The organism is Erythrobacter longus (assembly GCF_000715015.1).
In the GTDB taxonomy this organism is placed as follows: Bacteria; Pseudomonadota; Alphaproteobacteria; order Sphingomonadales; family Sphingomonadaceae; genus Erythrobacter; species Erythrobacter longus.
The window spans coordinates 75,245-101,699 of the sequence record NZ_JMIW01000004.1; the positions used below are offsets into that span (position 1 = coordinate 75,245).

Below are 26,455 nucleotides of genomic sequence, written 5' to 3' on the forward strand. Positions count from 1 at the left end.
GCGGAATGGTCGAGATCTTCACGATTGGCGGCGGCGAGTACATCGTTAACGTCCTCAACGCTGTCGCCGCATGGACCGGCGCTGGCGGCTATAAGAGCCTGATACAGGTCGCGCTGGTGATGGGGATGGCGCTGGCGGTTATCGTGGTGGCGTTTAACCAGGACTGGCGCGCATGGCTCAATTGGTTCCTCGGCGCGACGCTCATCTATATGTGCTTGATGGTTCCGCGGATGGACGTGCAGGTCACCGACCGCGTCAATCCCAGCCTCGCACCGGCAACGGTCGCCAACGTTCCGCTCGGCCTCGCCCTGATGGCGAGTTTCACCAGTCAGGCGGGTGATTATCTGACCCGCTCGGCCGAGCTCGTCTTTGGCCTGCCTGATGATCTCAACTATTCGAAGAACGGCATGATCTACGGCGCACGCCTCTTTGAGGCGACGAAATCGCTACGCATTGCTGATCCTGAGTTCGCCACCAACTTCGACGAACACGTCCAGCAATGCGTGTTCTATGACCTATTGCTCGGCCGCTACTCGATGAAGGAGCTTTCTGAGAGCGACGACATCTGGGCAAGCATTGCGCCGGGAAGTGCGGCACGAGCGCAGCAATTCCTCACCCGGCAGGCGGACGACAGCGTCACGGCTTCGATTATCACCTGCCGCGAAGCCTACACCGCGCTTTCAGGTCAATGGGCGAACATGATCGATGAGATGACGCTGGTGGCAGGACGCCAGCTCTATCCGCGCCAGAGCGAAGCGCTCGCCAAGACCAAACTGATGGCGGACCTGCCGGTCGCTTACCAATATCTCACCGGCATCTCTCGCAGCGCGAGCGACATCTTCCGCCAGGTGCTGACCATCAACGCCATGAACCAGGCAATGCATGGCTTTGCCGGATCAAGCGGGACGAGCAGTGTGGATGTGTTTGCGCAGACCAGAGCCGATATCCAGACAGAGCGCACCTATTCCTCGATTGCGCATAACGCCATGAAATGGGTGCCGATCCTTAATGTCGTGCTGACCGTGGTGTTCTACGCTCTGTTCCCGGTCCTCTTCCCACTTTTCCTGATGCCCAAGACAGGTCCGATCGCGCTCAGAGGCTACGTCACGGGCTTCTTCTATCTTGCGGCCTGGGGGCCACTCTTCGTGATCCTGCACATGATCCTGATGTTCAAGGGTGCTGGCGATGTTGCTGCTGCCGGCGGCAGTTCAGGCCTTAGTCTTTCGACCTTTGCCGGAATGAGCGACGTCAACAGCGATATCGGCATCCTCGCCGGTTATCTTGTGGCCTCAATTCCCTTTCTTGCTGGTGGCGTGGCGCGCGGCGCGCTGGCGATCTCAGGGCAAGCGACGAGCTATCTGAACCCGAGCCAGAACGCAGCCGAAGAAGCTGCACGCGACGCCAGCACGGGCAATGTCTCTCTGGGCAACTCGAACATCGACAATTCGAACGTGTTCTCGCGGCAGTTCGCTCAAGGAAACCTCGCACCCAATATCGCCTATGGTGCGACGCAGACGCGCAGCATCAGCGACACTGGCACTCAGACGACCAGCTTTCCCGATGGCGAGTTCGCTGCAGTCCCAAATTCGAGTTACCCGTTCACCCCGACACTTGGTCAGGATTTCTCAAGCAGGCTGTCGACCATGGCGAGCGAAAGCCGCAGCCAAAGCCAATCCTTCTCCAACCTCGCACAGCAATCGACAAGCTCAGCGGTCACACGCTTTAGCGAGCTGCGCGATGCCTACACCCGGTCCCGCTCCAATGAGACGGTCAGCGGAACGTCAACGAACGATAGCATTGGCCGAACCTTCAGCGAGCTCGACAATGCGTCCAACACACTGCAGCAGCAGTTTGGCCTGTCCCGCCGGGCATCGGACGACATCACGGTCTCATGGTTCTTGAATGGCGATGCGGGGGTCGGAGCCAAGGCGGAAGGGGACATCTTCAGCGGCAGCGGAGTGGTAAAAGGGGGGCGCAACCAGAGTTGGACCGACAGCGATATAGGGATCGCCTCGGAAGATCGTTCGCGCATCGAGAATGCACTCAGCCAGATTTCAGAGAGTCAGAATTGGTCTAGCTCGAGAGAAGGTTTCTTGCGTGAGACCAGTTCAAGCTCAGAAGCGCTTGTCTCGAGTAGCGCAGCCGGTGTCACAACTTCCCTTACCGAAGCGCAAAGCTATACGCTCGAAGCGCGCCGCGCCGAGGAGATAGCCAATCGGCTCGAGAGCCAGGCCAGCTGGTATGAGAGTTCCAATGCAGCTGGTACTTTGAATCTAAGCCAGGCCTATCGCGAATGGGGCATGGCCGAGATCGAATCCAACCGCGATTATTATGGCCAGGCGCGCTTTGATGACATCGATTTTCAGATGAGCGCGCAAGGACAGCAACTGCAAGCGCGGTTTGTGGAAAGCTATGCTGACGGGCTCAATGATGAGATCGCGAGCGAGCTTGTCTTGCCTGATGCAGCGCCAGTGACCCGGCCAAATGTCGGAAGCGCGAGCAGTGTGCGCGGCTCGGTTCAGCTTGGCGGCGCGCCAAACTCTCTCGGAGATCCGTCAGATGGCCGAGAAGAGATCGCGCGCGACGTCAGCCAGAAGCAGAGAGAGGGCTCTCGAAGTATTGAGCAACGAAGACGAAGGCTTGATCGGACTACTCGGGACGCCCAAGGAGCATCTGCCGAGGCGGCTGATGGAGTGAAGGAATGGTAGGTCATATCAAACCGTCATAGATGATGACGTAGACTATGAATGCTGCCGCCACCAAGGCAGCAAGGATTAAGGCTCTTCGCTCCCACGGGTCGGCCCAAGCTTTCTGCCAACGATACTTTGCTCGTCGGTTCTCAGCGATGGCGCGATCGATCTCCCGGAAGCCCTCCCAGTCCTTATCCTTATGATTTTTCTCATCGGGCATACCGGCACTCCTTAATTCAGTCATAACGTATCGATATTAACGCATTAACTGGCCTTATCGCGATTACGCATCGATATTGACACATTATAGCTTGCTATGTAAAGACGCAAAATCGCTACACAAAGATCCATTCTTGAGGTAACGTGTCGATAATGACGCATTATAATTCATCAGACTTGCGTCCACTCTCGATGCTGCTGTCCGACTTCGGGCAGCAGCTTGAAGCCTATCGTATATCACGCAATCTCAAACAGGCCGAGCTTGCAGAGTTAGCAGGCATCTCGCGTTCAACACTTTCACGCTTGGAATCAGGCAATGGCGGGACAATCGATAGCCTTGCGAGGATCATGCGAGCGCTCGATATCGAAGATCGCCTTCTGGATATCGTACCCGACGCTAAGCTGAGCCCGCTTGATCCGCGATCGGACACGGGCAGAGCGCGGCAGCGAGTGCGGAAACCCTCGGCAAGCGAGCCAAGTGAAGACTGGAGTTGGGGTGACGAAGCCCCATGAGCCGCGCAGTCGTAAATCTCTGGGGTCGGCAGATCGGCGCAATTCTGTGGGATGAGGACCGCGATGTCGGGGTTTTCGAATACACTCCGGAGTTCACCCGCAGCGGTATCGAGGTGGCACCGCTGACAATGCCGCTGCGAAGCGGTGTTTATGACTTTCCTGCATTGAATTACGAGACATTCAAGGGACTGCCGGGAATGCTCGCTGACAGTCTACCCGATAAGTTCGGCAACGCCCTCATCAACCGATGGCTCACTGAACAGGGCCGAACAACTGACAGCTTCGATCCGGTTGAACGGCTCTGCTACACCGGTCGCAGAGGCATGGGCGCGCTTGAGTTCGAGCCTTCGACAGGCGAGCGACGCGAACAAGGCGGCCCCGTTGACATTGCTCCGCTTGTCGATCTGGCCAACCGAGTGCTTGCCGCGAGAGAAGAGCTCTCTGGCGTCCTCAAAAGCGACGATGATCATCATGCTCTTCAGGAAATCCTGCGCGTCGGCACCTCCGCTGGTGGCGCGCGCGCCAAGGCCGTTCTTGCCTGGAACGAAGAGACGGGCGAATTCCACTCTGGCCAGCTGACGGCAGGCCCGGGCTATACCCAATGGCTTGTCAAATTCGACGGCGTGTCAGGCAATGCCGATAAGGAGCTGGCCGATCCCATGGGCTTCGGGCGACTTGAATACGCATGTTATCTGCTAGCGAGGGAGGCCGGTATCGACATGGCTCGCTCACGCCTGCACGAAGAAGGCGGGCGAGCACATTTCATGACCCAGCGCTTCGACCGCACGCCAGAGGGTAAGAAACTCCACATGCAGTCGCTTTGCGCAATGCGCCATTTCGATTTCAACCTCGCTCGCGCATACAGCTACGAGCAGGCGATTGAGACCATCCGCATGCTCGGCCTCGGACGCGAAGCGATCAAGGAGCAGGTGCGCCGCGCGCTGCTCAATGTCTTCATTCGCAACCAAGACGACCACACCAAGAACATCGCCTTCCTGATGGATAGCACGGGTCGCTGGAGCCTCTCGCCCGCATTCGATGTCGTCTACGCCTACAATCCTGACGGCGACTGGACCAACGAACACCAAATGTCACTAGCCGGGAAGACCGATGGCTTCGAACTCGAGGACCTACTGACTTTCGGGAAGTTCGCCGACCTAAAAACAGGCGAGATCAAAGCCATGATCGAAGAAATCAAAGAGGCCATCGGCAACTGGGAGAAGCACTGCGACGTAGCGGGTGTGCCGAATGAAATTTCGCAGAGGGCGATGCGCGGCTTTCGTTCAAGCATTCGATAGCAGGACCGAATCTCATGGAAATCGTTGAAACGAAATCGACTTCGGCCAACTGTGCAGGCAGAAGAATGCCATGACACAGCATCGTCCGATCAGGCTTCCGGAAGTCGCAAGACTGCAAGAAGCGTTTCTGGCTTTGCGCCCTTTGGTGCGCGGCGGGCTGCCTCGCGCTCCAAAGCAGACTTACCATCTCAAAAACCTTGAGAGTTCATTTGGGGAACTGCGAACCGGGCTTTCCCAAGCGAGAGACGAGGGTGGACTTGTCAATCCATGGTCGATTTCAGGACTCAAGCGCGACGAAGTCAGAAATGCTGCTGCTCTCGCTGGAATATGGCTTCCGGAGTTTGGCGGGGCCGCTTCAAGGCGCTTCTTGGCAAATGTTCTGAATGCCGCATTGCCAAGCGAAGAATGGAGCGAGGAGCTCGCTGATGGCTACCGGATCGAAACCGAATTCAGCCCGATCGGAGATATCTCTGATCGAGTGGACCTTGTCATCGAGTCCCGGAATCATCTTGTTGGGATCGAAGTAAAGATCGACGCAACGCTCGGGCACCAGCAGCTTGAGAGATATTCGGCATCGATGGACCGCCGCGCGTCAATAACGGGCAAGCAGTCGCACGTTTTCCTCCTTGCCCCGTTCGCAAGCCCGAACTCACAGACACCTTCCATAACTTGGAGGGAGATTTCGCGCTCCGCGAGAGCCTCAGCCGAAGGTAGGCTGCGACACCGCTCATTCGCAGAGCAGCTCATCGTCAGTTTTGGCGATCACGTCCACGCCTTCTAGGATCTGAAGATCATGAGCGAAACTTCTGTCGGTAAATTGATCGTTCGGCACATTGAGGAGTTGGAAGCAGCTCTCCGTTTCGTGAGAGGGTCGATGAGCCAGTCGCTCGGCAACGCCGTCGCCGATCTAGTAGATGATCGCAGGCGAGCCTTAGATTGGGATGGCGAGGTCAATCGTGACCTCAACGAAGGAATTTGGTTTGCGCCGAGCGAATGGCGAACTGCGAATGACGATGAAGAAAATTACGACCTGTACGTCGAATTCGAGGAAACAGATTGTCTCGATGGGGAGGAAGCGGAGACTTGGATTGGTGCCTTCTGCGGCTTTGCAGGAGCAGGAATTCGTCTCCGCCTAAAAACCAACGCGCTTGGTCAGCGCGAATGGAAAACGCTGCTTCGTACGGAAACCAAGCTTATTGACCAGCTCGTTGAAGGCGGTTTTTCGTGCGACCCAAAGAAGGGCGAGCTTGCAGCTCTAATTTCAATTGAGAAAGACAAGCTAGCAGAAGCATTCGCTGACGAGGAATTCGACGAAGCTCTGCAGCCTGTTGGTTGGGCGATCGATAGAATCGCGAAACACCAGGCTACCTTCGATCAGCTTGTCAGCGCCATTAGAATAAAACGCTGAGTGGGAGCATGTCGTGGGAGCAGAAGCAAAGGTAACCGACGGCGATCCACTGTGGACCAAGACGGGCAGTTGGACGATGGGCCTCGATCCGCTTGGGCTTCAGGCTACCAGCATCAGGATCTATCAGTCGCTGGTTCCAAACATCACCAACATTACCAACCGACTGAGATACTACGCATATTTCCCGTGGCTGGTCGGCTTGTATGAAAAGCTCCACCACTCCGATGATCCAGCAAAATTTGCCAACTTCATGCGTCGCGGCGAGGCCCTCTATGCCCTCGCCACCCTCGTAGACGGTCAGCAAGGCAGCGACGGCCTGGGTGGTTCGAACTGGGCAAGCCAGCATCGTTCCGAGGCCGCAGTCAACGGCATAGATTTCCGCCCCTACACCGACGACAGGACTTCGCCTCAAACCTACCTGCAGGCATCGCGCGGCAACTATGGCGTTGCCTATGCTCCAACCCTCGTCGAGATGGAGTGGCTAACTCGCTCTTCGGTGCCCGTGACAAACGGGCGCGGTGAAACGGTGGCCTCCGCATTTGCCCACTCAATTGGACAGGTCGCCGACGACATTGAAGCCGTACTGCTTGCCGGCAAAGCAACCGCCAAGCAGCTTCAGGATATCGGAGCCGCAATACATCCGGCCAAGATTCCGTCAGGATCTCAAGAGCAGTCCGTCCTTCGGGAGTTCCTGATCGGTACGCATCATACGACGAAGGACGCCGTGTCGCGGCGATCGACGATCTGGCTTGTTCTCGACCTCATTCGCAAGGGTGTCGCCCCCGGCGACATCGATGCACTTCGAAAAGCATTCTATGCCCGACGATTGCCCAATGACGATGTGTACAATCAGTCTGCCGAAACGCTTGATCGCTGGCGTGCATACCAGGCCAACGAGTTTGGGCAGGTTGCTTTGGCTGGTGCGTTGAACGCGCTGACCGGCTTGCAACGAGAAGACCATCCTTCTGGTATCGAACCAAAGGACCTGATCGGGAAGGTGATCGCAAGTTCACTTCCGGCAAGCAACCAAAGCTGGTCGCAATGGGCCAGTTCTTTGGCGGCAGACTCCGAAGCTGATGAACTAAGGTTGATCGAGCCCATACTCCAAGACCTGGGGAATGGTGTTCGGCCGGCGGAAGAAACCATGTTGAGCGCATTCAAGCTGCTCGCTTTGCTCTGGGCACGATGGGCGAAAGGTGACGAAGCTGTCCGGCCAATCATCGCGCGAATGGCGGGCCCCGACGGTCGCTCGCTCGATGGTATTCTGCGGACCCTGGATCTGGCTCAGAGCCTGACAGCCGGAGAAGCCTTGGCCGCCGTAATGCTGAAGCACGTTGTTATCGACCATCAGATCATTGCTGGCCGTAAGCTCTCGACGGCAGGAACTTTTACATATCACTTCCTCGTGGAAGATGGCCTGCTCAGTGAGGGATTGCTGGGCGAGTACGGCTACACGACGCCGCGGTTGTTCAATTTGACCCGTGTTTTGAGAGATGCGGGGTATCTCAGCGACGATGGCGTGACGAGCGATGGGGAGGCTTTCCTTGAACAGCATCAGCCTCTTTAAAGATCTCGCGCGCACTGGCTTCCACACCTCGATCGTCACAACCTACTCGGTCGATGCGGCATTCTACGATGGCTCGCTGCATCATCGGCTGCGCGTCTACGGAAGCGACAACAACATATTGATGGCCGACGCCAATATGCTCCAGCGTGCCATATCCGAGACGCCAGAGTCATTTGGCCGTGCCGGTACGGCCTATGCCTTGTTGCCAATTTCAGTGCCTGGCGCATTCCATCCCAAAATCAGCGTTCGACTGGGCAGTGATGCCGGCTGCGTCATTGTTGGATCTGCCAACGCGACCGCAGCAGGCTGGGGCAGGAATCGCGAGATCGTCGGCCAATTCGAGTGGTGGCGCAAGCGCAGCGACGGTGAGGAGAACGCCAATCGCCAGTTGATCCGCAAGGCTTTCGATTATCTCTTAAAGTGGCTTCAGGAAGCGGGCCTCGAAACGGTCAAGCGCAAACTCGACCTCATCGAACGCGATGCTGCGTGGTTGTTCGAGACTGAAGCAAATGATGGACCGATCGAACTCAATGACGGCACGCTGATCGATCTGCTGTGCGAGGACGCCAGTGGCGGACCTGGCATACTCAGCCGATTAGTCGATCTGGTCAGGGGCGCAGCTGTGACCCAGCTTGTCGTGCTCTCGCCCTATTGGGACGCAAAACTCGAAGGCCTGCTAGGCCTCATCGAAGCTTTGAAGCCTGAGAAGACAACCATTGCTCTCAGTGCCCACAGCCCCGAGTTCCCTGTCAATCAACTCCAACGCATTCCGCAAGTCAGTTTTGCCAGGGTTTTCGATGGTAACGATGGCGCGCGGTTTATCCATGCCAAGGTCTTTGTGATCCAGACGGAGGATTGGGACCATATTGTCTACGGGAGTGCTAACTGTTCCGACGACGCCTTGGGCCTTACTGACCTTGCAGCGCGCAACGCTGAGTGTTCGGTCTATCGCCGTCTTCCGTCGGGTTCCGCACTTGAGCTGTTGGGCCTCGATCTGTCATCGACGATAGACCCATCCGACTTGATGGAGCCGACGAAGGAACTGCTCGAAGCGAAACCCGGCGCACCGCTTCCTCTTGGCACGATCGAAGCGGCGGGAAGCAGCCTGCGCTGGATGCCATCGCAACGAATTGCCGATCCGGAGGACGCGGCAATCGTGATCCCCGAGGGCGAGTTTGCATTCTCGCGCGTCCGCAGCGGCAACTATGCACTCGATCTGCCGACAACACCTCGGTTTCCGCTGATCGCACGGATCCGGCTGAACAACGGAATGCTCACCAGTGCCGTTATCGTCAACGATGCGGTCAGTTTGACCCATGCTGCACCCGGCTTGGGAGACAAGCGGTTACGCTCGGCGTTCGCGAAAGTGGAACTCGAGGGTGGCGACTTTCTCGAACTTGCCAGCCTTGCCGCGATCATCTTCTCCGAAACGCCCGAGAGCCGCCGAAAGGCGGCAAAAACGGTCAGATCCATTGGCCGCGCCCATGGCAAGGGAACAGAGGACGGCGACGACCACGTTTTCTTCGACTACGAGAGTCCTGAAGCCTTCCGAGAGGCAATGTCGGCCAGCGCACCGTCCAAGGGCGATAGCAGTCGGCTCAATTTCGACGACCCCGATGCAGTCAATCTCCTAAGGATCATTCTTCGTGGCATCGGCCAGGCGGATGAGGAGGAGGAGGACCTCTATCGCGACGAGGTGCCCGACGGCGGCGATGGAGCCGATGGAAGCGACGGAGATAACAATTCGGAGCAGTCCGGCGATCGAGGAGCTGGCGATAACGGGGACCCGCCGCCTCGAGAACCGCGTACGTACCGACGTGATGAGGCCGAAAGGCAAAGCCTCGACATTCTGAAAGCGGTCGATTGCTTCGAAGCCTACATTGCGCGGTTGGCTGCCGAGGAAACTCCTCCGCCTCGCAAGCTCACTGCGGAAGTCTGCTTCATTCTGCGACTGATGGTCGAGGCGTGCCGTCGCCCACTCCAAGTCAAAGAAGGCGAACAGCGAGACCAGTTGTTCGCACTGGACCTAGAGCCTAAGCAACACGATCGCGAGCGCGCGTTTGTGGTCCGTGTTGGACGAATTCTCCAACGCCTGTGGCAGGGCAGCAAATCGGAAGCCGCTTTGCTGTCACGGATTTCGATCGGCCAGCATCAGACAGAACTGCCCTTCGACTGTTTTGCCTTGGTGGCGATCACGCGATGGGCGCTAGCGCGTTCAGTGATGGCAGTTGCTGACCACAAGCAGGCGGCTTTGGCAGGGTTCGTGACGAAAAGTGCAATCGCGATCTGGAAAGCAACCCAATCTTGGCCGCGGCTCGATCAAGAGGCCGAACTCGAATTTGTCGGCAAACTGGATGCTGCTCTAGGCATTGATCGCGAAGAGACAGAGCTTCTCCTAAAACACTATGCCCAGCTCAACCAGCAACTCACGAACGCCAACGCATCTTGAGCGTAAACCTGCAGGCCTGCTCATTGCGCTCTCTCGAGGTAGCGACAAAAGGCATTTGCGAGCTGCATTTGTCTCGGCGTGCGGCACTCGGCTTCGAAGACTTGCGGAGAGCCAACTAGGATCGTCACGCACTTCGCGCGGGATGTCGCAACGTTGAGGCGATTGAGACTGTAGAGAAACTCCATCCCTCGCGGAGCGTCCGCATACGAGGAGCTTGCCAGGGAGTAGATTGAAATCGGCGCTTCTTGCCCCTGAAATTTATCAACGGTCCCAACCCGCGCCTGTGGCAGGCGCTGCTGAATTTCGAAGACCTGGGCATTGTACGGCGCGATGATCAGGATGTCATCGCTTCCGACGGGATGCTCTTCCCCATTCCGGTCAACCCAGGTCGCTCCTTGCTGGAGGATGTCGCCTACCAAGGCTGCGATAACATCGGCCTCCTCGGGTGAGCAGTTCTGATTGCCCTCGTGCTCGACGGGCAAGAAGCGGAGCCCCGTGCCCCCGGCGATGCCGCTGGCATTGACGCGTTGCCCAGCCGTTTCCTCCTTCGATTCAAGCTTGCCCTCATAGAAGAGTTCTGAAGTGAATCCGGAAATATCGGGATGCAGCCGCCAGGTAACGTCGAGGAAAAGTCCTTCGTCAGATGCTATCGTCTGTTTCCCCGACAAGAGATGGTCCAGAGCCGAGCATCCAGTGCCGTCCGGATGGCTTCCCTGCATTGGTTGGTCGAGTTGCTGAGGATCACCAAGCAAGACCAGCGTTTTGGCTGCCTGCGAGACCGCGAGCACATTTGCGAGGGACATCTGCGCGGCCTCATCGACGAAAAGAACGTCAAGACATTCAAACGCGTCCTCGGTCGACCACAGCCACGCTGTCCCGCCTGCGAGCTGGCATTCGCCATGCAAAGCGGAGAAGACCTCACCGTTACTCTTTTTGGCAAAGCGAAGGCGATCGGTGGCCTCTTCCTTTGAACCCCCTTTCGGCTTTTGAATGCACACAAGTGGCGTGGCGGTTTCCTCGGCAACCTCGATAACCTTGTCGAGTAGGTTGCGGATCACGTCGTGACCATTGGCCACGACCCCTACCTTTTTGCCTTGCTTCACCAGCTCGCAGATCATGTGCCCGCCAGTATGCGTCTTGCCGGTTCCGGGTGGTCCCTGGATCGGCAACACTCCTGACGCAACGAGCGGCGCAATCCGCACACCGGCGGCAAGCGGCGTTTCGCCGTCCATCCTGATGGGCGCATCGCCTCCAACTTGCGGGGCCACGCGCATGAGCATGTCTCGAGCGGGCCGGTAGGCATCGCCGTCGAACATGCCATGCTCGCAGACATAGCGTGCCAGCCGAACGAGCGATTCCTGCATGGGCTTCGATGAAACATGCTCGTGAACGAAGATCGCTTCGGGATGCTCGCTCGCCATAGCCGAGGTTTTCTTGATGTCGACAGTCCGGTGGCTGCGGGAAATGTCCTCGACAGAACCGACCGATTGGCCGCCCTGGACCTTGATCCCTTTGCCTGGGCGAATGTCGGCTTCCTGAGCCGGAAAGCTGTAACGATCGATCGGACATTTTGCCGTTCCACCCACTGTCTCGACGTACTGAAGACCCGAGAGGCCCGCGCGCTCATCCAGCAGATCTTCGGCAGAGAGGTCGCACAAACGGAAGTATTCCCACCAGCCTGCCTTCTCCTCGCGGCGATGCCATTCGAGCAGGTTCGCCAACAGCCAGCGACCATGCTCCTCGGCCGACCGATCGGCCGGATCGACCGGAACCCCATCGGTAAGTTCCTCGATCAACGGCGTGATCAACTCGAGCCATTCGGAGAGGTTTTCGCTTGGTGCGCCCTCGGCGATTTCCGGACGCGCAACAACGGCTCCCTGTTCGACCAATTTCTGCCGCTGCACTTCCAGCCAATCGCGCAAGTATCGCGTCGCAACGCAGTCATCGCGGTTGTAAACCTCGACGGTTGCGTGATCCTCGGCCTCGATCCCTGCGGGATCGTTCGCTTCGAGGCATAGCTGAAGCCGCGTCAGAGCCTGGTTCGCGTCGGGCAGTTTGGCATCGCGTTCATAGCCGAAGAGAGGCTCGAGCTTCTTTATCGAATAGTTTTCGACGCCAGCGCGAATTGCGTGTCGCACGACGCTGAGAAGGTCGACCAGAACCTTGCCGCGCAACAGCCGATCGAGTTCATCCTCGCGGGTGGCATAGCGGCCCATGAGCCGCTTGAGCGCTCCCGGCTCGTATCCCCCGTAGTGATAGACATGCAGGTTGGGATAAGTTTCCAGCCGCGCGATAACGAAATCGATGAAGGTTTCGAATGCTGCCTTTTCTGCCTCGCGATCGAGCGCCCAGAGCCCCCGATAGCGCGTCTCACCGCCGTCGATGTAATGAAAGCCATGGAGGTATTCGAGACCGTGCTCTCCAACAAAGGGATCACCCTCGAAATCGAGGAAGATATCTCCTTCATCGGGCTCGGGCAGGCAAGCCAAGCCAAATCCGGGGACTGGTGCAAGGAGCTCGAATTTCAGTTCTCCTGCAAGACGGCTTTCCAGCTGAACGCGGGCCTGCTCGCGAACGCGCGTGAAGCTCTCGAGCGAGCCGCGTTCTGGTTTCCAGGGTAAGGGCATGGCGAGTTCGGCAAGCTGCGTACCTGTCGTGACCCCGTGCTCCTTGAGTTCGGCGATCTGAAGGCTCGAAATGCCTGCCACTAGACAAAGATGGTCGTCGTCGCGCCGTTGCTTGTCACAACGGGTGCTCCAGACGCAGATATCGCAATGCGTAGCCGGCTCCGGATATGTCTCTTGCGGATTTCCGGAAGCAAAATTGGCGGCCATGCCTGCCTTCACCTGGCGATAGTATGCCCCGAAATCGGAGACGCGATAGCGCTCGGGCACAAAATCGGTCCAGGGTGGAACGACGTGCGCAAACTCCGGCATACGGCCCTGAACCTCGCCGATGAGCTCGGAATAGAGGCATAGCTGGAGGACGGTCCCACCTTTTGTTTCGCGGGCCAGCTTGGTGTCGACAGCTTCATAGGACCAACCGCCGAGATCGCTCGGCGTATCGACCTTCCGGAGAATGTCGGCGCGACCGACCCATGCGCCCGAACGAAGGGCGCCCTGCACGATGACGTCAACGCCTGCGCGCATGGCCTCGTGCGTCGCAGCAACGGCTTCGTCCGTAATTTCGACGCCGTCGATACGCACGACGTGCAGCCCGAGCGAGGCCAGGTGCTCGACATAGTCCTGCTCGTGCTTGGCCCCGCGTTCCCACAAAGCTTCGAGCAGCGGATCGTAGTATTTGGGTTTCGCCAGCTCCCCTTTGGCAACAGCGTGCTCAAGACCACTCAGGTGCCGACAATTGAGGTAGCCGACCAAATCGGTCGCGCTGAAGCGAAGCTGATCATTCTGGATTTTCACGAGCTTTGCCCTCCTTGAGTACCTGGCTACTTTTCACTTCGGGAACCTGAGTCGCGGTTGATTACTCCCAGCCGCGACGGATGTCGGTGCGATGGCACTCTGGACAATGGACAGCAGATGTGGGGCGATCGAGGCGCCGGGCTTCCCGCCGTTCGGCCTCGTCGAGCACTTCCGTCTCGAAGCGGTAGCCGCAGTTCTGGCAACGGAACCGCACACTCTCAGTCATAGGTCACTCCCGCGTGCTGAAGGAATTCAGCCCAAAGCGCTTCGGCCGCACCCTCAGGGGTCAGACGCTCGTCTTCGCGCCCGTAGCCAAAATTCATTGGCGCTAGATAAAGCTCATACTCGTCGGCCTTGATGCTGAAGCCGCCATTCGCCGTGTTGTCCGGCGCGTTCTCCGAAAACGAATAGAATATGTCGCTGAAGCCGTGACTGCCCCCCCGGCAATGCACCGTGATGTGCGCCACGCCGCGATCACGCGCCTTGTTTACCAAGGTGCAGCTGAAGGAGGTTTCCGTAAGCGGCGCGAACCGACCGCGCACGTCGTCGATCGAATCGATTTCGGCGATGGCTTGCTCGAAGTAGGTTCGCAGCGAGCGGAATGCCGCTGTCCGAAAGTCGCTCCGATCTATCTCATCAAAGTCCCTTTTGACGCGATAGCGCCTTGACGCGCCCCCTGCTTCGTTGGCGACGGCCCCCGCCGCGCTGGCATCTCCCGTCTCCGGCCGGTCTTCGGTGCGAAGGATACGGCGGATTTCATTCACGACATCGAGGTAGGCGTTGTTCTCGTTCGTCCATTCGCTGACCGGCTTGCCGTCGCGCGGAAGCGCCTTCAGCTGTCGCAACGGCGATGCCGCCCAATCACAAGGCTCGATGATGATCGGGACAACCCGGGCATCGCCTGCAGCATGACGTTCGAGTGCGCGCTGCATCTCACGCTCCACGCAATAGTCGGAAGCGAGAAAGTCAGGACTGACGAGCAGCAAGAAGAGTTCGCACCCCTCGAGCTGCGCGGTGATCTCGGCATCAAGCTCCCCGCCCGCCAGAATCTCGCGATCAAACCAAGCCTCGACCGCGCCTTCACGACGAAGCATCGCCAGATGCGTGTGCAACCGGTCGAGCGCGCCCGCGTCCTTGTGCGAATAGGAAATGAAAGCCTTCACCGTGACAGCCTTTCGAAAATGCCGATCAATGCTTCTTGTCGCGGGGCGGGTAGGGATCGTTGCCCGGCGCAACCGTGTCAGAATCGCGCCAACGACCATTGCGTCCCTGGATGCGGACTTCACCGCCGCCGAGATTTCCAACCGTCTTCTTGGCAGCCTTTTCGGCGTCCTTCTGGGTGCCGTGCACACTGCTGGCTCGCTTTGCTCCGGGCGCTTTCACGGCCCAGCCCTTGTCGTGTTTGGTTACATATCGGTCCGCCATCATATCCTCCGTGCGCATTGACTCGAATCGCTCAGTGTGTATATAAACTATACCTATAATACAGATTTGTCAATCTAGAAACTATACGGACTGATATGGCTATGCGCTGGGGTGTCGAGCAACGTCTCGAATTCATTGAGTTTCGGCTCTTCTGGGAAGGGGAGATTAACCGCTCTGACCTGGTCGAGCAGTTCGGCGTGTCGGTGCCGCAAGCCTCGAAGGACCTCAGCCTCTACCAGGAACGAGCGCCGGGTAACGTGCGCTATGACACCCGGGCAAAGCGCTATCTGGCCGAACCCGAATTCATGCTGCGTTTTCTCGACCCCGATCCCGATGTCTATCTCTCTCGGCTGCGATCGGTCACCGAAGGCGTCGTGCCTGTGGAGGATTCGTGGTTCGGCGCCATGCCTCTGGCGGATGCTGCATTCACTCCCCGCCGCGAGGTCGATATCGAGGTGCTCCGCGCCATCCTCAGGGCTGTCCGCGAAGATCGATCGGTGGACGTGCTCTACCAGTCAATGAACAGGGTTCGGCCCGATCCCATTTGGCGGCGCATCACTCCGCATGCATTCGGGTACGACGGATTTCGCTGGCACGTGCGGGCCTACTGCCACCTCGAACATTGCTTCAAAGACTTCTTGCTGCCGCGAATTCTCGAGATTGGAGAGTTTGCTGCATCCGGGGAATCCGGCGCGGCCGATTGGCTTTGGCACAACTATTTCGACATCATCATCGCGCCGCACCCCGGCCTGACCCCCAGCCAGCAACTAGTGGTTGCGAAGGACTATGGGCTCCCTGACGGCAAGGGCACGGTGAGCGTCCGGTATGCGATGCTTTTTTATGTTCTGAAAAAGCTTGGCCTCCTCGGAAGTCCGGAGAAAGACGACCCTCGTCGCCAGCATATCATTGCTGTGAACAAACGGGACGTGCAAGAAGCTCTCGACAAATCAAATGCTTCGCAGGGTCTTATCTTTAGTGATACGGCTACGAACGCAGCGGGGGGCAAATGAGTACGCTCGAAGACATCAAGAGTGGGGCCATTCTTCGCGGCATTGCTCCCAATCAGGCCGTCCAGGTCGTCAGCGTCGACTGGATCGGCGATCAGGCAGTGAATGTCGTGTTCCGCGATCAGAACGGAACGGTGGCCGAGCGGACGCTCTACCGCGACGATGAATACCGTTTGGAAGTTGAGGCCAGTGGGCGTCCGTGGTCTTTCGATGCCGACGGTGCTTTGCTGCGACTTGTTACAGAGGCCAATCGGATCAAGCTGGCCCATTACTTCGATCCCTATCTCGCCATCCACACCAGCCTTGTCGATCCGCTGCCGCATCAGATTTCCGCGGTCTATGGCGAGATGCTGCCGCGCCAACCCCTGCGTTTCCTGCTCGCAGACGACCCTGGGGCGGGCAAGACGATCATGGCAGGTTTGCTCATGAAGGAGCTGATCGCTCGGAGCGATCTCGATCGCTGCCTGGTCGTTGCGCCCGGCAGTCTTGTCGAGCAGTGGCAGGACGAACTCGGCGAGAAGTTCAATCTCGAATTCGATATCCTCACGCGGGACATGATCGAGACGTCACGATCGGGAAATCCATTCAACGATCGCAATCGCCTGATCGTTCGCCTCGACGTCCTGGCGCGCAACGAAGAGCTCCAGGAAAAGCTGATGAAGTCGCAGGAATGGGACCTCGTCATCTGCGACGAAGCACACAGGATGTCGGCGACCTATTTCGGCGGGGACGTGAAATACACCAAGCGATACCAGGTCGGTCAAAAGCTCGGCCAAGTTTGCCGCCACCTGCTCCTGATGTCGGCGACGCCGCACAACGGCAAGGAAGAGGACTTCCAGCTGTTCATGGCCCTGCTCGACGGGGATCGTTTCGAGGGACGCTTCCGCGACGGGGTCCACTACGCGGACACCGAAGACATGATGCGCCGCCTGACCAAGGAAGAGCTGCTGCGCTTTGACGGTCGCCCGCTTTTCCCGGAACGCTGCGCCTATACTGTGAAGTATGATCTGTCGCCCAAGGAGGCGGCTCTCTACACGGCGGTCACTGAGTACGTGCGGACCGAGATGAACCGCGTCCAGCGCTTCACCGAGACCGATGGCAAGAAGCGCAACAATGTGGGGTTCGCTCTGCAGATCCTGCAGCGGCGCCTCGCATCCTCGCCAGCAGCGATTTATCAGTCACTCAAGCGTCGTCGTGAGCGCCTCGAGAGCGAGCTGGCTGAAGCGCAGCTTGCTGCACGGGGCAAGCGGGCCGCATTCAACGAAAGCATCGTGAGTGAAGAAGTCCTCGGCAACATCGAGGAATTTGGCCAGGACGAAATCGATGACCTCGAAGATCTGATCTCGACCGGCGCCACGAGCGCGGAAACGGTCGAGCAACTCATGCTCGAAGTCGAGACCCTCAAAGGCCTCGAAGAAATGGCATTGAAAGTCCTCCAAGCCGGCGAGGACGCGAAGTGGTCACAGCTCAACCGGATTCTCGACGACGAGCTGATGGTCGACAAGGATGGCAATCGTCGAAAGCTGATCATCTTCACTGAGCCCAAGGACACGCTGCACTATCTGACTGACAAGGTTCGCGCTCGCCTCGGAAAACCCGAAGCAGTCGATGTCATTCATGGAGGTGTGACGCGCGAGGAACGCAGGAAAGTCATCGAACGGTTCATGCAGGACAAGGACCTGCTGGTTCTTATTGCCAACGACGCTGCCGGCGAAGGTGTGAACCTGCAACGCGGCCACCTGATGGTGAACTACGATCTGCCCTGGAACCCAAATAAGCTCGAGCAGCGGTTTGGACGTATCCATCGTATCGGTCAGCAGGAGGTCTGCCACCTTTGGAATCTTGTCGCGGCCGATACCCGCGAAGGCGAGGTTTATGCCCGGCTCCTGGAAAAGCTCGAAACTGCGCGTGTGGCGCTCGGCGGCCGCGTTTACGATGTCCTCGGAGAACTGTTCGAAGGGGTCGCGCTGAAGGACCTACTGTTCGAGGCCATCCAGTATGGCGAGCAGGACGAAGTCCGCGAACGTCTCTTCAATCAGGTCGATGGAGCCGTCGACCAGCAGCACTTGCTGGATCTGCTCAAGCGCCGAGCGCTGACCAACGACACGATGCCGGAAGCCAAGGTGCACGAGTTGCGCCTCGAAATGGAGAAAGCCGAAGCGCAGCGTCTGCAGCCGCACCATATTCAGAGTTTCTTCGTGGAGGCCTTTCAGGAACTCGGCGGCAAGCTCAAGCCACGCGAGGAGGGGCGGTGGGAGATCACGCATGTCCCGATCCGCATCCGCGAGCGGGATCGGCAGATCGGTACCGGCGCTCCTGTCCAGAAGAAGTACGAGCGCATCTGCTTCGAGAAGAGCAAAATCAACCAGCAGCCGGTCGCGACCTTCGTTTACCCTGGGCATCCTCTGCTGGAAGCGGTCATCAGCATCATTCGTGAGCAGTACGATCAGCTCATGAAGCAGGGAGCCGTCCTAGTCGACGATGCCGACGATGGCACTGATATCTCCGCGATCTTCCTTCTCGAGCATAGTGTCCAAGACGGCCGTCATACGAGCCTGGGCAAGCAACACATCATTTCACAGAAGCTGCAATTCGCAGCGATCGACAAGACTGGCCGCACGGTCAACGCCGGGATCGCTCCGCATCTCAACCTAAGGCCTGCCACTAGCGAAGAAATCGTCGCCACGGAGGATCAGCTGAAGGCCGATTGGCTGACTGCGGAACTCGAAAAGACAGCGGTCAACTTCGCAACGGTCGAACTCGCTCAATCGCACGTTACTGAAGTTAAGGCGCGCCGCCTGCCCGAGATCGCGAAGGTCGAGCATGAGGTTAACCTGCGCCTCAAGAAGGAGATCAACTACTGGGACAGCCGCGCTTTCGAACTCCAGGAGGAAGAGAAGGCTGGCAAAAAGACGCGGCTCAGCTGGCAAAACGCCCGGCGCCGCGCGGAAGACCTCGCCGAGCGTTTGAAGCGTCGCCAGGACCAGTTGGAAGAGGAAAAGTTCATCAGCTCGCAGCCGCCTCGCGTTCGCGGCGGAATGGTCGTGATCCCGCGCGGCCTGCTGAGCAACTTGGGGCACGGCGATGACGCTGCGGGAACAGCGTTCTCTCAGGACAGCGAAGCTCGCAAGGCAATCGAGCGCGCGGCAATGGACGCTGTCATCGCGGCTGAGCGGGCACTAGGAAACGAGCCGAAAGACGTCTCCGCCCAAAAGATCGGCTACGATATCGTTTCCCTGGATCCAGAAACCCAGCACCTACGCTTTATTGAAGTGAAGGGTCGGGTCGAAGGCGCAACCACTGTAATGGTCACGCGCAACGAGATCATCACCTCCCTCAACATGCCGGAGAACTATATACTGGCGGTGGTACTAGTGGACGATGGCGACGCCGGCGACCCTGCTTACGTCTGGCGGCCGTTCGAGGTGGAACCGCCATTCGGTGTGACTGCACAGCAGTTTGAACTGAAGCACTTGTTGAGCAAGGCGGAAGCCCCACGTTGAGTAAGCAGCCCGCCTATTTTGAAGCTGTGAGGCATCGCTCCCAGAAGCGCTGGGAGCAGCTTGAGGCCGATCCGGAACTTGCCGGTCCTTGGCACCAGCTTTTCAAGCAGGTGCAGAGCCCGCGGCATATTCTTTCAGAGCTCCTGCAGAATGCCGACGATGCCGGAGCGACAGAAGCACATGCACGGATCGACGGCGATGCGTTCGTCTTTGAGCACAATGGCGAGGATTTCACTGACGAGCACTTCGCCTCCCTGTGCCGCTTCGGCTATTCGAATAAGCGTGCTCTCCATACGATCGGCTTTCGGGGTATCGGCTTCAAGAGCACGTTCAGCCTCGGTGATAGGGTCGAGCTCTATACCCCAACCCTCTCGGTTGGCTTCGATCGGACGCGCTTTACCGAGCCTTTCTGGATCGATCAGAAGCAGGTGGAGAATAGCGGAACTACAGTGCGGGTCGAAATTCTCGACCGGCACCGCAAGACCGAGCTTCAGAAAAATCTCGAGGATTGGACCAAGAGCCCTGTCTCGCTGCTGTTTTTCAAGAACATTCGGAAGATCCGGATAGGCGAGGAAGTGATCCACTGGGTCTCCTGCGGCGAAGGTCCTGTGAAAGGGTCGCAGTGGCTCGCGCAGCATGACAACCTCGATGAGAAGTTTCTGCTCGCACGGTCGGAGCCGGAGGACTTTCCGGCTGAGGCGTTGGACGAGATCCGCCAGGAGCGCCTCCTAAGCACCGAACAGGAGATGGAGTTTCCACCCTGCCAAATTGAAATCGTGATTGGGGTCGAGGGCCGACTGTTCGTCGTCTTGCCGACAGGTGTCGAGACCGAACTACCCTTCGCCATCAATGCGCCGTTTATCCAAGACCCAACCCGCTTCAAGATCAAGAACCCGTCAATCTCGCCGACCAATCGCTGGCTGCTTGAGCGGGCCGGGAAGCTGGCGGCCGAAGTTCTGAAAAATTGGCTTCAGCGACCTGACCTGCGGCTGTCCGATCGCGCCAAAGCCTATGACGCCATGCCGGACGTGGATCGCAAGAAGACGTCACTCGACAGCGCCTGCGGAGCGCTTGTCGTGGAAGCCTTCGAAGCCGAGATTGCGGAAGCAGCTATCGCACTGACCGAAGACGGAAACTGTGTGGAATCACTGGGTGCAGTGCTGCTTCCGCGCGAAATCTATGACGTCTGGCCGCAAAAGCAGGCGATTGGCTTTTTCGACGAGGCCTCGCGACCGGCTATAGCGATGGCCGTTTCGACGGATAACCTCGAGAAACTGAAGCACTGGAATGTAATCGAGGAGATCGAACCTCAGGCCATATTGCGGTGCCTGCAGGATCGCCATCTTCCTCAGCCAAAAGCCTGGCAGAACCTTCTTGCCTTGTGGGCCTATGTCGGCGGACTGCTGCAGAGCTATCGCTATTTTGCCGACCGTTCGGCCATGAAGATTGTGCCGGCGCAAGGCAAGTCGGTGCTTTTCAGTTCCTCTGAAGTGGTGCGCCTTGGCGAGCAGAAGATCGTTCCATCGGAGGATGATTGGCAGTTTCTCGGCGATCACCTGTCCGTCCTGAACCAGAATTGGCCGCGCTACCTGACCACTCAGAAGCGCGCGGCCGAAACAAACAAGGACAACGCCCTCAAGCGGCAGGTCGAACGTGCCTCACACGTCTTCGAGGAAATCGATCTCGATGAACCGAGTGATACCGGCAAGGTCATCGACACGGTCGCGGCGTCTTTTTTCAATCGGAAGGGAGTGACGCTCAGCGACTCTGTGAGATTGGCGCAGATCGCAGCCAAGCTCGGCGCACAGATCGAGGACAATTTCAGGTTTGTTAGCCAGGACCGGCACTTCCGAACTGTCGATGATATCGTCCTCTATGACGAAGACGGATCGCTCGATTTGTTGCTGCCCGACGATTGGGCTGAGGAACATCTGCTCCACGGCGACTACTCCAAGACCTTCTCCTCATGCACCGCTGAGGAATGGCGAACCTGGGTAGCCAATGGCCGATCTGGGCTCGGAAACTTTGTTCCGTTTGATGAGAAACGGAAGTGGATCTGGCGCACACGCGACGCGAAATCGGAACTGAGTACGAGGCGCTTCGCTGGACGTTTCGAGCCTCGCTATTCCGATCCAAATTTCTTCCTCGATGATTGGGATTTCGACGCCGATATCTGGGGTCATTGGGAAGAAATTTCCGAAGAAATGCCGACGGTGTGGGCGCAAGTGGCCGAACGTCTGCTGGCGTCGCCGCGCCAACTTTCGGCTTATCAGACCGGCGTGCTGACCGAGCGCGCGTCAAACGGTCACACGCGTCGCGTTATCACGCGAGGGCTTACGCCTGCCTGGGCGATGAAACTGGCCGACAAGCCATGTCTGCGCGATACGCACGGCACCCATAGGAAGCCCACCGAACTTTTGATGCGCGCGCCCGAGACAGAAGCGCTGATGGATGTAGAGCCCTTCGTCCACAAATCGCTCGATAGCGAGACGAGCAAGCCATGGCTCAAGCTAATTGGCGTTTCCGACCAGCCGACAGGGCCCGAAAAGTTGCTGGCGCGGCTGAGCGCACTCGCCAGCTCGAAGACCGCTCCCGCGCACGAGGTTGAGAAGTGGTATCGGCGACTAGATCAACTGATCGATGGGTGCTCGACCGACATCTTCAAATCGATCTGCGCGGCGTTCCGAAATGAACGACTAATCCTGACGGAAGCTGGAGAATGGGAGGGCTCAGAAGGCGTATTCCTCAACGCTGGAGACGAGGAGATCCCAGACGCCCCTGTCATCAGGGCTTCAGTTCGTGACCTGACGCTATGGCGCAAGATCGGTGTTGGAGACCGCCCGACTGGCGTTCTCATCATGCGCTGGCTGGGCAAGCTTCCGTCGGGCTCGATATTGTCGCCGGAAGACCTTCGCCGCGTGCGCGGACTGCTCCCAAGGTTTCCTGTTCGAATCTGGAATGAGTGCGCACATTGGCTCAATCTCGCTGGCGAATGGACTCCAGTCTCAGATCTGAAGTGCAGCCTTTCAATGCAGACTCTGACTGCATTCGCGCACCTGCATCCTTGGGTGAAAGAACAAACGGCCGATCTGCGGCTGCTTCCGGTGGAAGTGGCCGAGGCCATGCCATTTTCACAGCTGCCGGCTCTCGCCGCGCAGATCGATGAGCGACTGGAACTCGATCGGATTGAGAATGGCGAAGGCGAGGCACGGCCTTGGCTACAAGAGCTCGGACTCATGCTCCTTCGGATCAAGCTGGAAGATGGGGACGATAGCGATAAGCTTCGCGTGCTTGCATCTCAGCTCAGCGAGACACTCTGGTATGGCTGCGCAGAACTGGAAACTCTTCCCTACGTTGACGGGAAGCCCGCCGGAACTGCCCGGAAAGCAGATGCTCTGTGGATCGAAGATCGCCTCTACGCAGTGCGCAAGCCGCTCGCCAAACTTGCCAAGGGCGTTGCGCAGGAGATTGGCAAGGCATTCCGGCGCGCTGACATCGTCGATGCGATCAAGCTCTGTTTCGACAGGGATGCGGGTTTCGTGCGCAGCTACATGGAGGAAAATTTCGAGCTCCTTCCCGAAGCTGAGGCACCGAGGGTGCAAAAGCCAGTGATCGGTGATGAGCCTGCTCACAAAGCAGCGCCCAACCGCGATCCTTCACCCTCCAATCAGACAGAGAGTGCCTCTGACGACGATGAAGAGGACGAAACATTTCCCGATAACGCTCCTGAACACCTAAATACTCATGCGCAGGAAGACGACGTCCCCGACATCGAAGACACGGACGAAAATCCACACGCAGCCGAACCGGCAGTCGTACATCCTCGGAAACCGCGCGATGTGAAGCCTCATATCATGGAGCGTTTCGCCCTGTCACAAGGGTTTCGCAAAGATGGTGACGGCTCATTCTTCAACGATCAGGGCTGCACGATCGGAAAAGCCAATGGTGCGTCATTCCCCTGGGAGCAAAGGTCGCAGGATGGGGACCTCCTCAAGCATTATTGGCCAAGGGATCATTGCCTCGAACGCGAGCCGCTCGAACTCGACGCGGTAATCTGGGGCATGCTCGAACGCGGCGAAAACTATGTGCTTGTTCTCAGCGACCCAGACGGCGACCCCATCGAGGTTCCCGGCGACCACCTAATTCAACTCCGGGAACGCGAAGTGCTCGCACTTCATCCCGCTACCTACCGACTGGTTATTGAACATGACAAAGACCTATAAGAAAAAGCTCATCGAAGTCGCTATCCCGCTCGAGGCGATCAACGAAGCCTCCGCGCGCGAGAAGTCGATCCGTCATGGACACCCGTCGACCCTTCACCTTTGGTGGGCGCGCCGTCCTCTTGCTGCATGCCGCGCTGTCTTGTTCGCCCAGCTGGTCGATGACCCTTCGAGCAACCCCGAGGAATTTCCGACGCACGAGGCTCAGGAAGCTGAGCGCAAGCGGCTCTTTGCCATCATCGAAGATCTGGTGAAGTGGGAGAATTCGACGAACGAAGAGGTCCTCGAAAAGGCACGAGCAGAGATACGTAATAGCTGTGGCGGTGAGCTTCCCCCTGTCTACGATCCCTTCTCGGGAGGAGGCTCGATTCCGCTTGAGGCGCAGAGGCTTGGTCTTCCTGCCTATGGCTCTGACCTAAATCCGGTCGCTGTCATGATCGGGAAAGCCATGATCGAGATCCCACCGCAGTTTAAGGACGAGCCTGCGATCCATTCAGGCCCAAAGGAACGACAGTTTTATCGCAACGCTGAAGGGCTTGCCGAGGACGTCAAGTACTATGGAGAATGGATGCGCGATGAGGCATGGAAGCGCGTCTCGCACCTTTATCCCAAAGTCAAATTGCCTAAAAAATTTGGAGGTGGAGAGGCGACCGTAATCGCTTGGATCTGGGCTAGAACCGTTCCAAGCCCTAATCCAGCCCTGCCGGACCTTCAAACTCCATTGGTCCGTAATTTTCATCTTCTCCGCAAAAAGGACCGAACTGTTTGGGTCGATGTCGTCGCTAACGACGAAAAGACTGACTATCACTTTGAAGTGCGCCACAATTCCGGACCAGTACCGGGTCCAAACGTTGGGCGAACCGGTGCCGTTTGTGCAGTAACAGGCGAAGCAATCCCGCTAGCATACGTCCGCGAAAAAGCTCAGGCGGGACAAATGGGTCAACGACTGATGGCGGTCGTGGTCGAGACTCAGAGCGGCAGAGACTACATCTCACCCACTCCAGAAATGGAAAAAATTGCCCTCGAGGCTGAAAAATCATGGCGGCCCGAAACGTTGATCCCGCTTAGGCATCGAAACTTCCAGACCCCGCTTTACGGTATGACAAAGTTTGGAGATGTGTTCACTAAAAGACAGCTCTGCTCAATAAATGCTTTTGTCGATACTTTGAAAGGCTTGGACCGAGAAATCCGAAATCGACCACAAAGTAATTTCAAGAGCGATGAACTCGATAAATACATATCTTGTGTACGACTCTATCTTGCATTCGCCATCAGCAAAGCTCTAACGAGAAACTGCTCCCTAGCAATCTGGGAAACTGGCATGGGCAGACTGGCTGGGGCGTTAGGTAGACAAGCTTTGCCGATGCAATGGACGTTCGCAGAGACTAACCCATTCGCCGGAGCTGGCGGGGATATTGCCGGCACGGCCCTATCAGTTGCCGAAGTCTTAGATTCGATGACGTTTCTAGAAGCAGGCAGGGTTTTCCAGCATAATGCGTCAGAGAAGAATTCAATCGTTCAAAACTTCGTATTGTCCACCGACCCCCCATACTATGACAACATAGAATATGCTGATTTGTCAGATTTTTTCTATGGATGGCTTCGTCGCAGCCTCAAGTCTGACTACCCAGATGTGATGGGAGTTATATCTGTTCCTAAACAGGAGGAACTGGTGGCTAGCACTACTCGCTTTGGGGGTTCAGAGGCGGCCGAAGCTCATTTCATGTCCGGCATGACGGAAGCGATGACGACACTAGCTGCGCAGTCGTCGGGTGAGTTTCCAGCGGCCATTTTTTATGCATTCAAGCAATCTGAGATCGAAGAGGACGGGATATCCTCACCAGGTTGGAGTTCTTTCTTAGAGGCAGTCATTGCATCAGGCTTCAGCGTTGTCGGAACCTGGCCAGTAAGAACCGAAGCTGTTAACGCCCTTAAGAAGGGTATGAATGCTCTCGCGAATTCAGTCGTCTTAGTCTGCCGTAAGAAACGGGCAGAAGCTGAGACCATAACTCGCGCTGACTTTGTACGCGCTCTGAAGCGTGAGTTGCCCCCCTCGATCGCTGAGCTTCAAGCTGCAAGCATTGCACCCGCTGATATGCCACAGTCCGCCATTGGCCCGGGAATGGGAATCTTCTCGCGCTATAATGCCGTCTTAGAAGCTGACGACAAGCCAATGACAGTCAAAGCAGCCCTTCAACTTATTAATGCTGAGCTCGACGACTATTTGGGCGGCATCCAAGGTGAATTTGACGCGGACACCCGCTTTGCCATCACATGGTTTGAACAGAATGGGATGAAGGCAGGAGAATATGGGGCGGCAGACAACCTCGCCCGAGCCCGAGGTATTTCTGTAGAGAGCGTGAGGCACGCAGGAATCGTAGAAAGCGCAGCAGGGAAGGTGCGCCTCATCCCTCGTGAGGAGTTAGATGCAAATTGGGAGCCCACAGAAGATGACCATCTTACGATCTGGGAATGTTTGCAGCATCTTCTCAGGTTACATGAGGAAGGCGGACTTTCCTGGGAAACCGTCCGCATGATGAGGATGATTGGAGCAAGAGCAGAGGCCGCAAAAGACCTCGCCTATTGCCTCTACGATATCAGCGCGAACAAGCGAAAGGATGCCAAAGAGGCGACTGCCTACAACGCGATTATTGCTGATTGGACCGAACTTAGTCGCGAAGCCGCGAAAATCCACGACACTCGCCGCGACGGCCAAGCAGCATTCGATCTTTAAGGT

The 26,455-nt window shown here is 57.5% G+C and carries 15 protein-coding genes; 11 read left to right on the forward strand and 4 right to left on the reverse strand.

The window, feature by feature from the left end:
* The first annotated feature begins 5 nt into the window (after positions 1-5).
* Positions 6-2,708, forward strand: a complete 2,703-nt coding sequence (locus tag EH31_RS10460) for a conjugal transfer protein TraG N-terminal domain-containing protein (RefSeq protein ID WP_034960293.1) — start codon at positions 6-8, stop codon at positions 2,706-2,708.
* Position 2,709: 1 nt separating this feature from the next.
* Here EH31_RS10460 and EH31_RS10465 read toward each other — a convergent pair whose 3' ends face one another.
* The gene (locus tag EH31_RS10465) at positions 2,710-2,910 is read right to left on the reverse strand and encodes a hypothetical protein (RefSeq protein WP_034960467.1); all 201 of its coding nucleotides are present in this window, start codon (positions 2,908-2,910) and stop codon (positions 2,710-2,712) included.
* Positions 2,911-3,062: 152 nt separating this feature from the next.
* Between EH31_RS10465 and EH31_RS10470 the strand changes: the two genes are divergently transcribed.
* The 6 genes from EH31_RS10470 (at position 3,063) to EH31_RS10495 (ending at position 10,144) form a co-directional block, all read left to right on the forward strand.
* The gene (locus tag EH31_RS10470) at positions 3,063-3,422 is read left to right on the forward strand and encodes a helix-turn-helix domain-containing protein (protein WP_051699176.1); all 360 of its coding nucleotides are present in this window, start codon (positions 3,063-3,065) and stop codon (positions 3,420-3,422) included.
* Complete coding sequence (locus EH31_RS10475; RefSeq protein WP_034960295.1) at positions 3,419-4,720, forward strand: type II toxin-antitoxin system HipA family toxin; 1,302 nt, start codon at positions 3,419-3,421, stop codon at positions 4,718-4,720. The genes EH31_RS10470 and EH31_RS10475 overlap by 4 nt, the downstream gene beginning before the upstream one ends.
* Before the next feature lie 70 nt (positions 4,721-4,790).
* Positions 4,791-5,501 carry a PD-(D/E)XK nuclease family protein gene (locus tag EH31_RS10480; protein ID WP_034960296.1) on the forward strand — a complete coding sequence of 237 codons (711 nt, stop codon included), beginning with the start codon at positions 4,791-4,793 and terminating at the stop codon, positions 5,499-5,501.
* 12 nt (positions 5,502-5,513) lie between these two features.
* Positions 5,514-6,128, forward strand: a complete 615-nt coding sequence (locus tag EH31_RS10485; protein WP_034960297.1) for a hypothetical protein — start codon at positions 5,514-5,516, stop codon at positions 6,126-6,128.
* A gap of 13 nt (positions 6,129-6,141) precedes the next feature.
* The gene (locus tag EH31_RS10490) at positions 6,142-7,695 is read left to right on the forward strand and encodes a hypothetical protein (RefSeq protein ID WP_034960298.1); all 1,554 of its coding nucleotides are present in this window, start codon (positions 6,142-6,144) and stop codon (positions 7,693-7,695) included.
* Positions 7,673-10,144, forward strand: coding sequence for a phospholipase D-like domain-containing protein (locus EH31_RS10495; RefSeq protein ID WP_034960468.1), 2,472 nt, complete (start codon positions 7,673-7,675; stop codon positions 10,142-10,144). The genes EH31_RS10490 and EH31_RS10495 overlap by 23 nt, the downstream gene beginning before the upstream one ends.
* 20 nt (positions 10,145-10,164) lie before the next feature.
* On the opposite strand, the gene EH31_RS10500 is transcribed toward EH31_RS10495, so the two are convergent.
* From EH31_RS10500 to EH31_RS10510, 3 genes are all read right to left on the reverse strand, one after another.
* Positions 10,165-13,563, reverse strand: a complete 3,399-nt coding sequence (locus EH31_RS10500; RefSeq protein WP_034960299.1) for a TM0106 family RecB-like putative nuclease — start codon at positions 13,561-13,563, stop codon at positions 10,165-10,167.
* A 218-nt stretch (positions 13,564-13,781) separates the two neighbouring features.
* Positions 13,782-14,726 carry a toll/interleukin-1 receptor domain-containing protein gene (locus tag EH31_RS10505; RefSeq protein WP_034960301.1) on the reverse strand — a complete coding sequence of 315 codons (945 nt, stop codon included), beginning with the start codon at positions 14,724-14,726 and terminating at the stop codon, positions 13,782-13,784.
* Positions 14,727-14,751: 25 nt separating this feature from the next.
* A complete protein-coding gene (locus EH31_RS10510; RefSeq protein ID WP_241765900.1) occupies positions 14,752-15,006 on the reverse strand; it encodes a DUF2188 domain-containing protein in 255 nt (84 codons plus the stop codon).
* A 77-nt stretch (positions 15,007-15,083) separates the two neighbouring features.
* On the opposite strand from EH31_RS10510, the gene EH31_RS10515 reads away from it, so the two are divergent.
* From EH31_RS10515 to EH31_RS10530, 4 genes are read left to right on the forward strand one after another with little or no spacing between them, the layout of a single operon-like run.
* Positions 15,084-15,998, forward strand: a complete 915-nt coding sequence (locus EH31_RS10515; RefSeq protein ID WP_479682498.1) for a BrxR family helix-turn-helix transcriptional regulator — start codon at positions 15,084-15,086, stop codon at positions 15,996-15,998.
* Entirely contained in the window at positions 15,995-19,498 is a 3,504-nt protein-coding gene (locus tag EH31_RS10520) for a helicase-related protein (protein WP_034960302.1), read from the forward strand. Before EH31_RS10515 ends, EH31_RS10520 begins: the two co-directional genes overlap by 4 nt.
* The gene (locus tag EH31_RS10525; RefSeq protein WP_034960303.1) at positions 19,495-23,721 is read left to right on the forward strand and encodes a sacsin N-terminal ATP-binding-like domain-containing protein; all 4,227 of its coding nucleotides are present in this window, start codon (positions 19,495-19,497) and stop codon (positions 23,719-23,721) included. Before EH31_RS10520 ends, EH31_RS10525 begins: the two co-directional genes overlap by 4 nt.
* Complete coding sequence (locus tag EH31_RS10530) at positions 23,705-26,452, forward strand: DUF1156 domain-containing protein (RefSeq protein WP_034960304.1); 2,748 nt, start codon at positions 23,705-23,707, stop codon at positions 26,450-26,452. Before EH31_RS10525 ends, EH31_RS10530 begins: the two co-directional genes overlap by 17 nt.
* Positions 26,453-26,455 lie beyond the last annotated feature (3 nt).

Bases quoted from the DNA above. Each gene is read 5' to 3' on its own strand.
- EH31_RS10460 (WP_034960293.1), top strand. From the start codon at position 6: ATGGTCGAGATCTTCACGATTGGCGGCGGCGAGTACATCGTTAACGTC.
- EH31_RS10520 (WP_034960302.1), top strand. From the start codon at position 15,995: ATGAGTACGCTCGAAGACATCAAGAGTGGGGCCATTCTTCGCGGCATT.
- EH31_RS10530 (WP_034960304.1), top strand. From the start codon at position 23,705: ATGACAAAGACCTATAAGAAAAAGCTCATCGAAGTCGCTATCCCGCTC.
- EH31_RS10510 (WP_241765900.1), bottom strand. From the start codon at position 15,006: ATGCGCACGGAGGATATGATGGCGGACCGATATGTAACCAAACACGAC.
- EH31_RS10485 (WP_034960297.1), top strand. From the start codon at position 5,514: ATGAGCGAAACTTCTGTCGGTAAATTGATCGTTCGGCACATTGAGGAG.
- EH31_RS10515 (WP_479682498.1), top strand. From the start codon at position 15,084: ATGGCTATGCGCTGGGGTGTCGAGCAACGTCTCGAATTCATTGAGTTT.
- EH31_RS10465 (WP_034960467.1), bottom strand. From the start codon at position 2,910: ATGCCCGATGAGAAAAATCATAAGGATAAGGACTGGGAGGGCTTCCGG.
- EH31_RS10475 (WP_034960295.1), top strand. From the start codon at position 3,419: ATGAGCCGCGCAGTCGTAAATCTCTGGGGTCGGCAGATCGGCGCAATT.
- EH31_RS10470 (WP_051699176.1), top strand. From the start codon at position 3,063: ATGACGCATTATAATTCATCAGACTTGCGTCCACTCTCGATGCTGCTG.
- EH31_RS10480 (WP_034960296.1), top strand. From the start codon at position 4,791: ATGACACAGCATCGTCCGATCAGGCTTCCGGAAGTCGCAAGACTGCAA.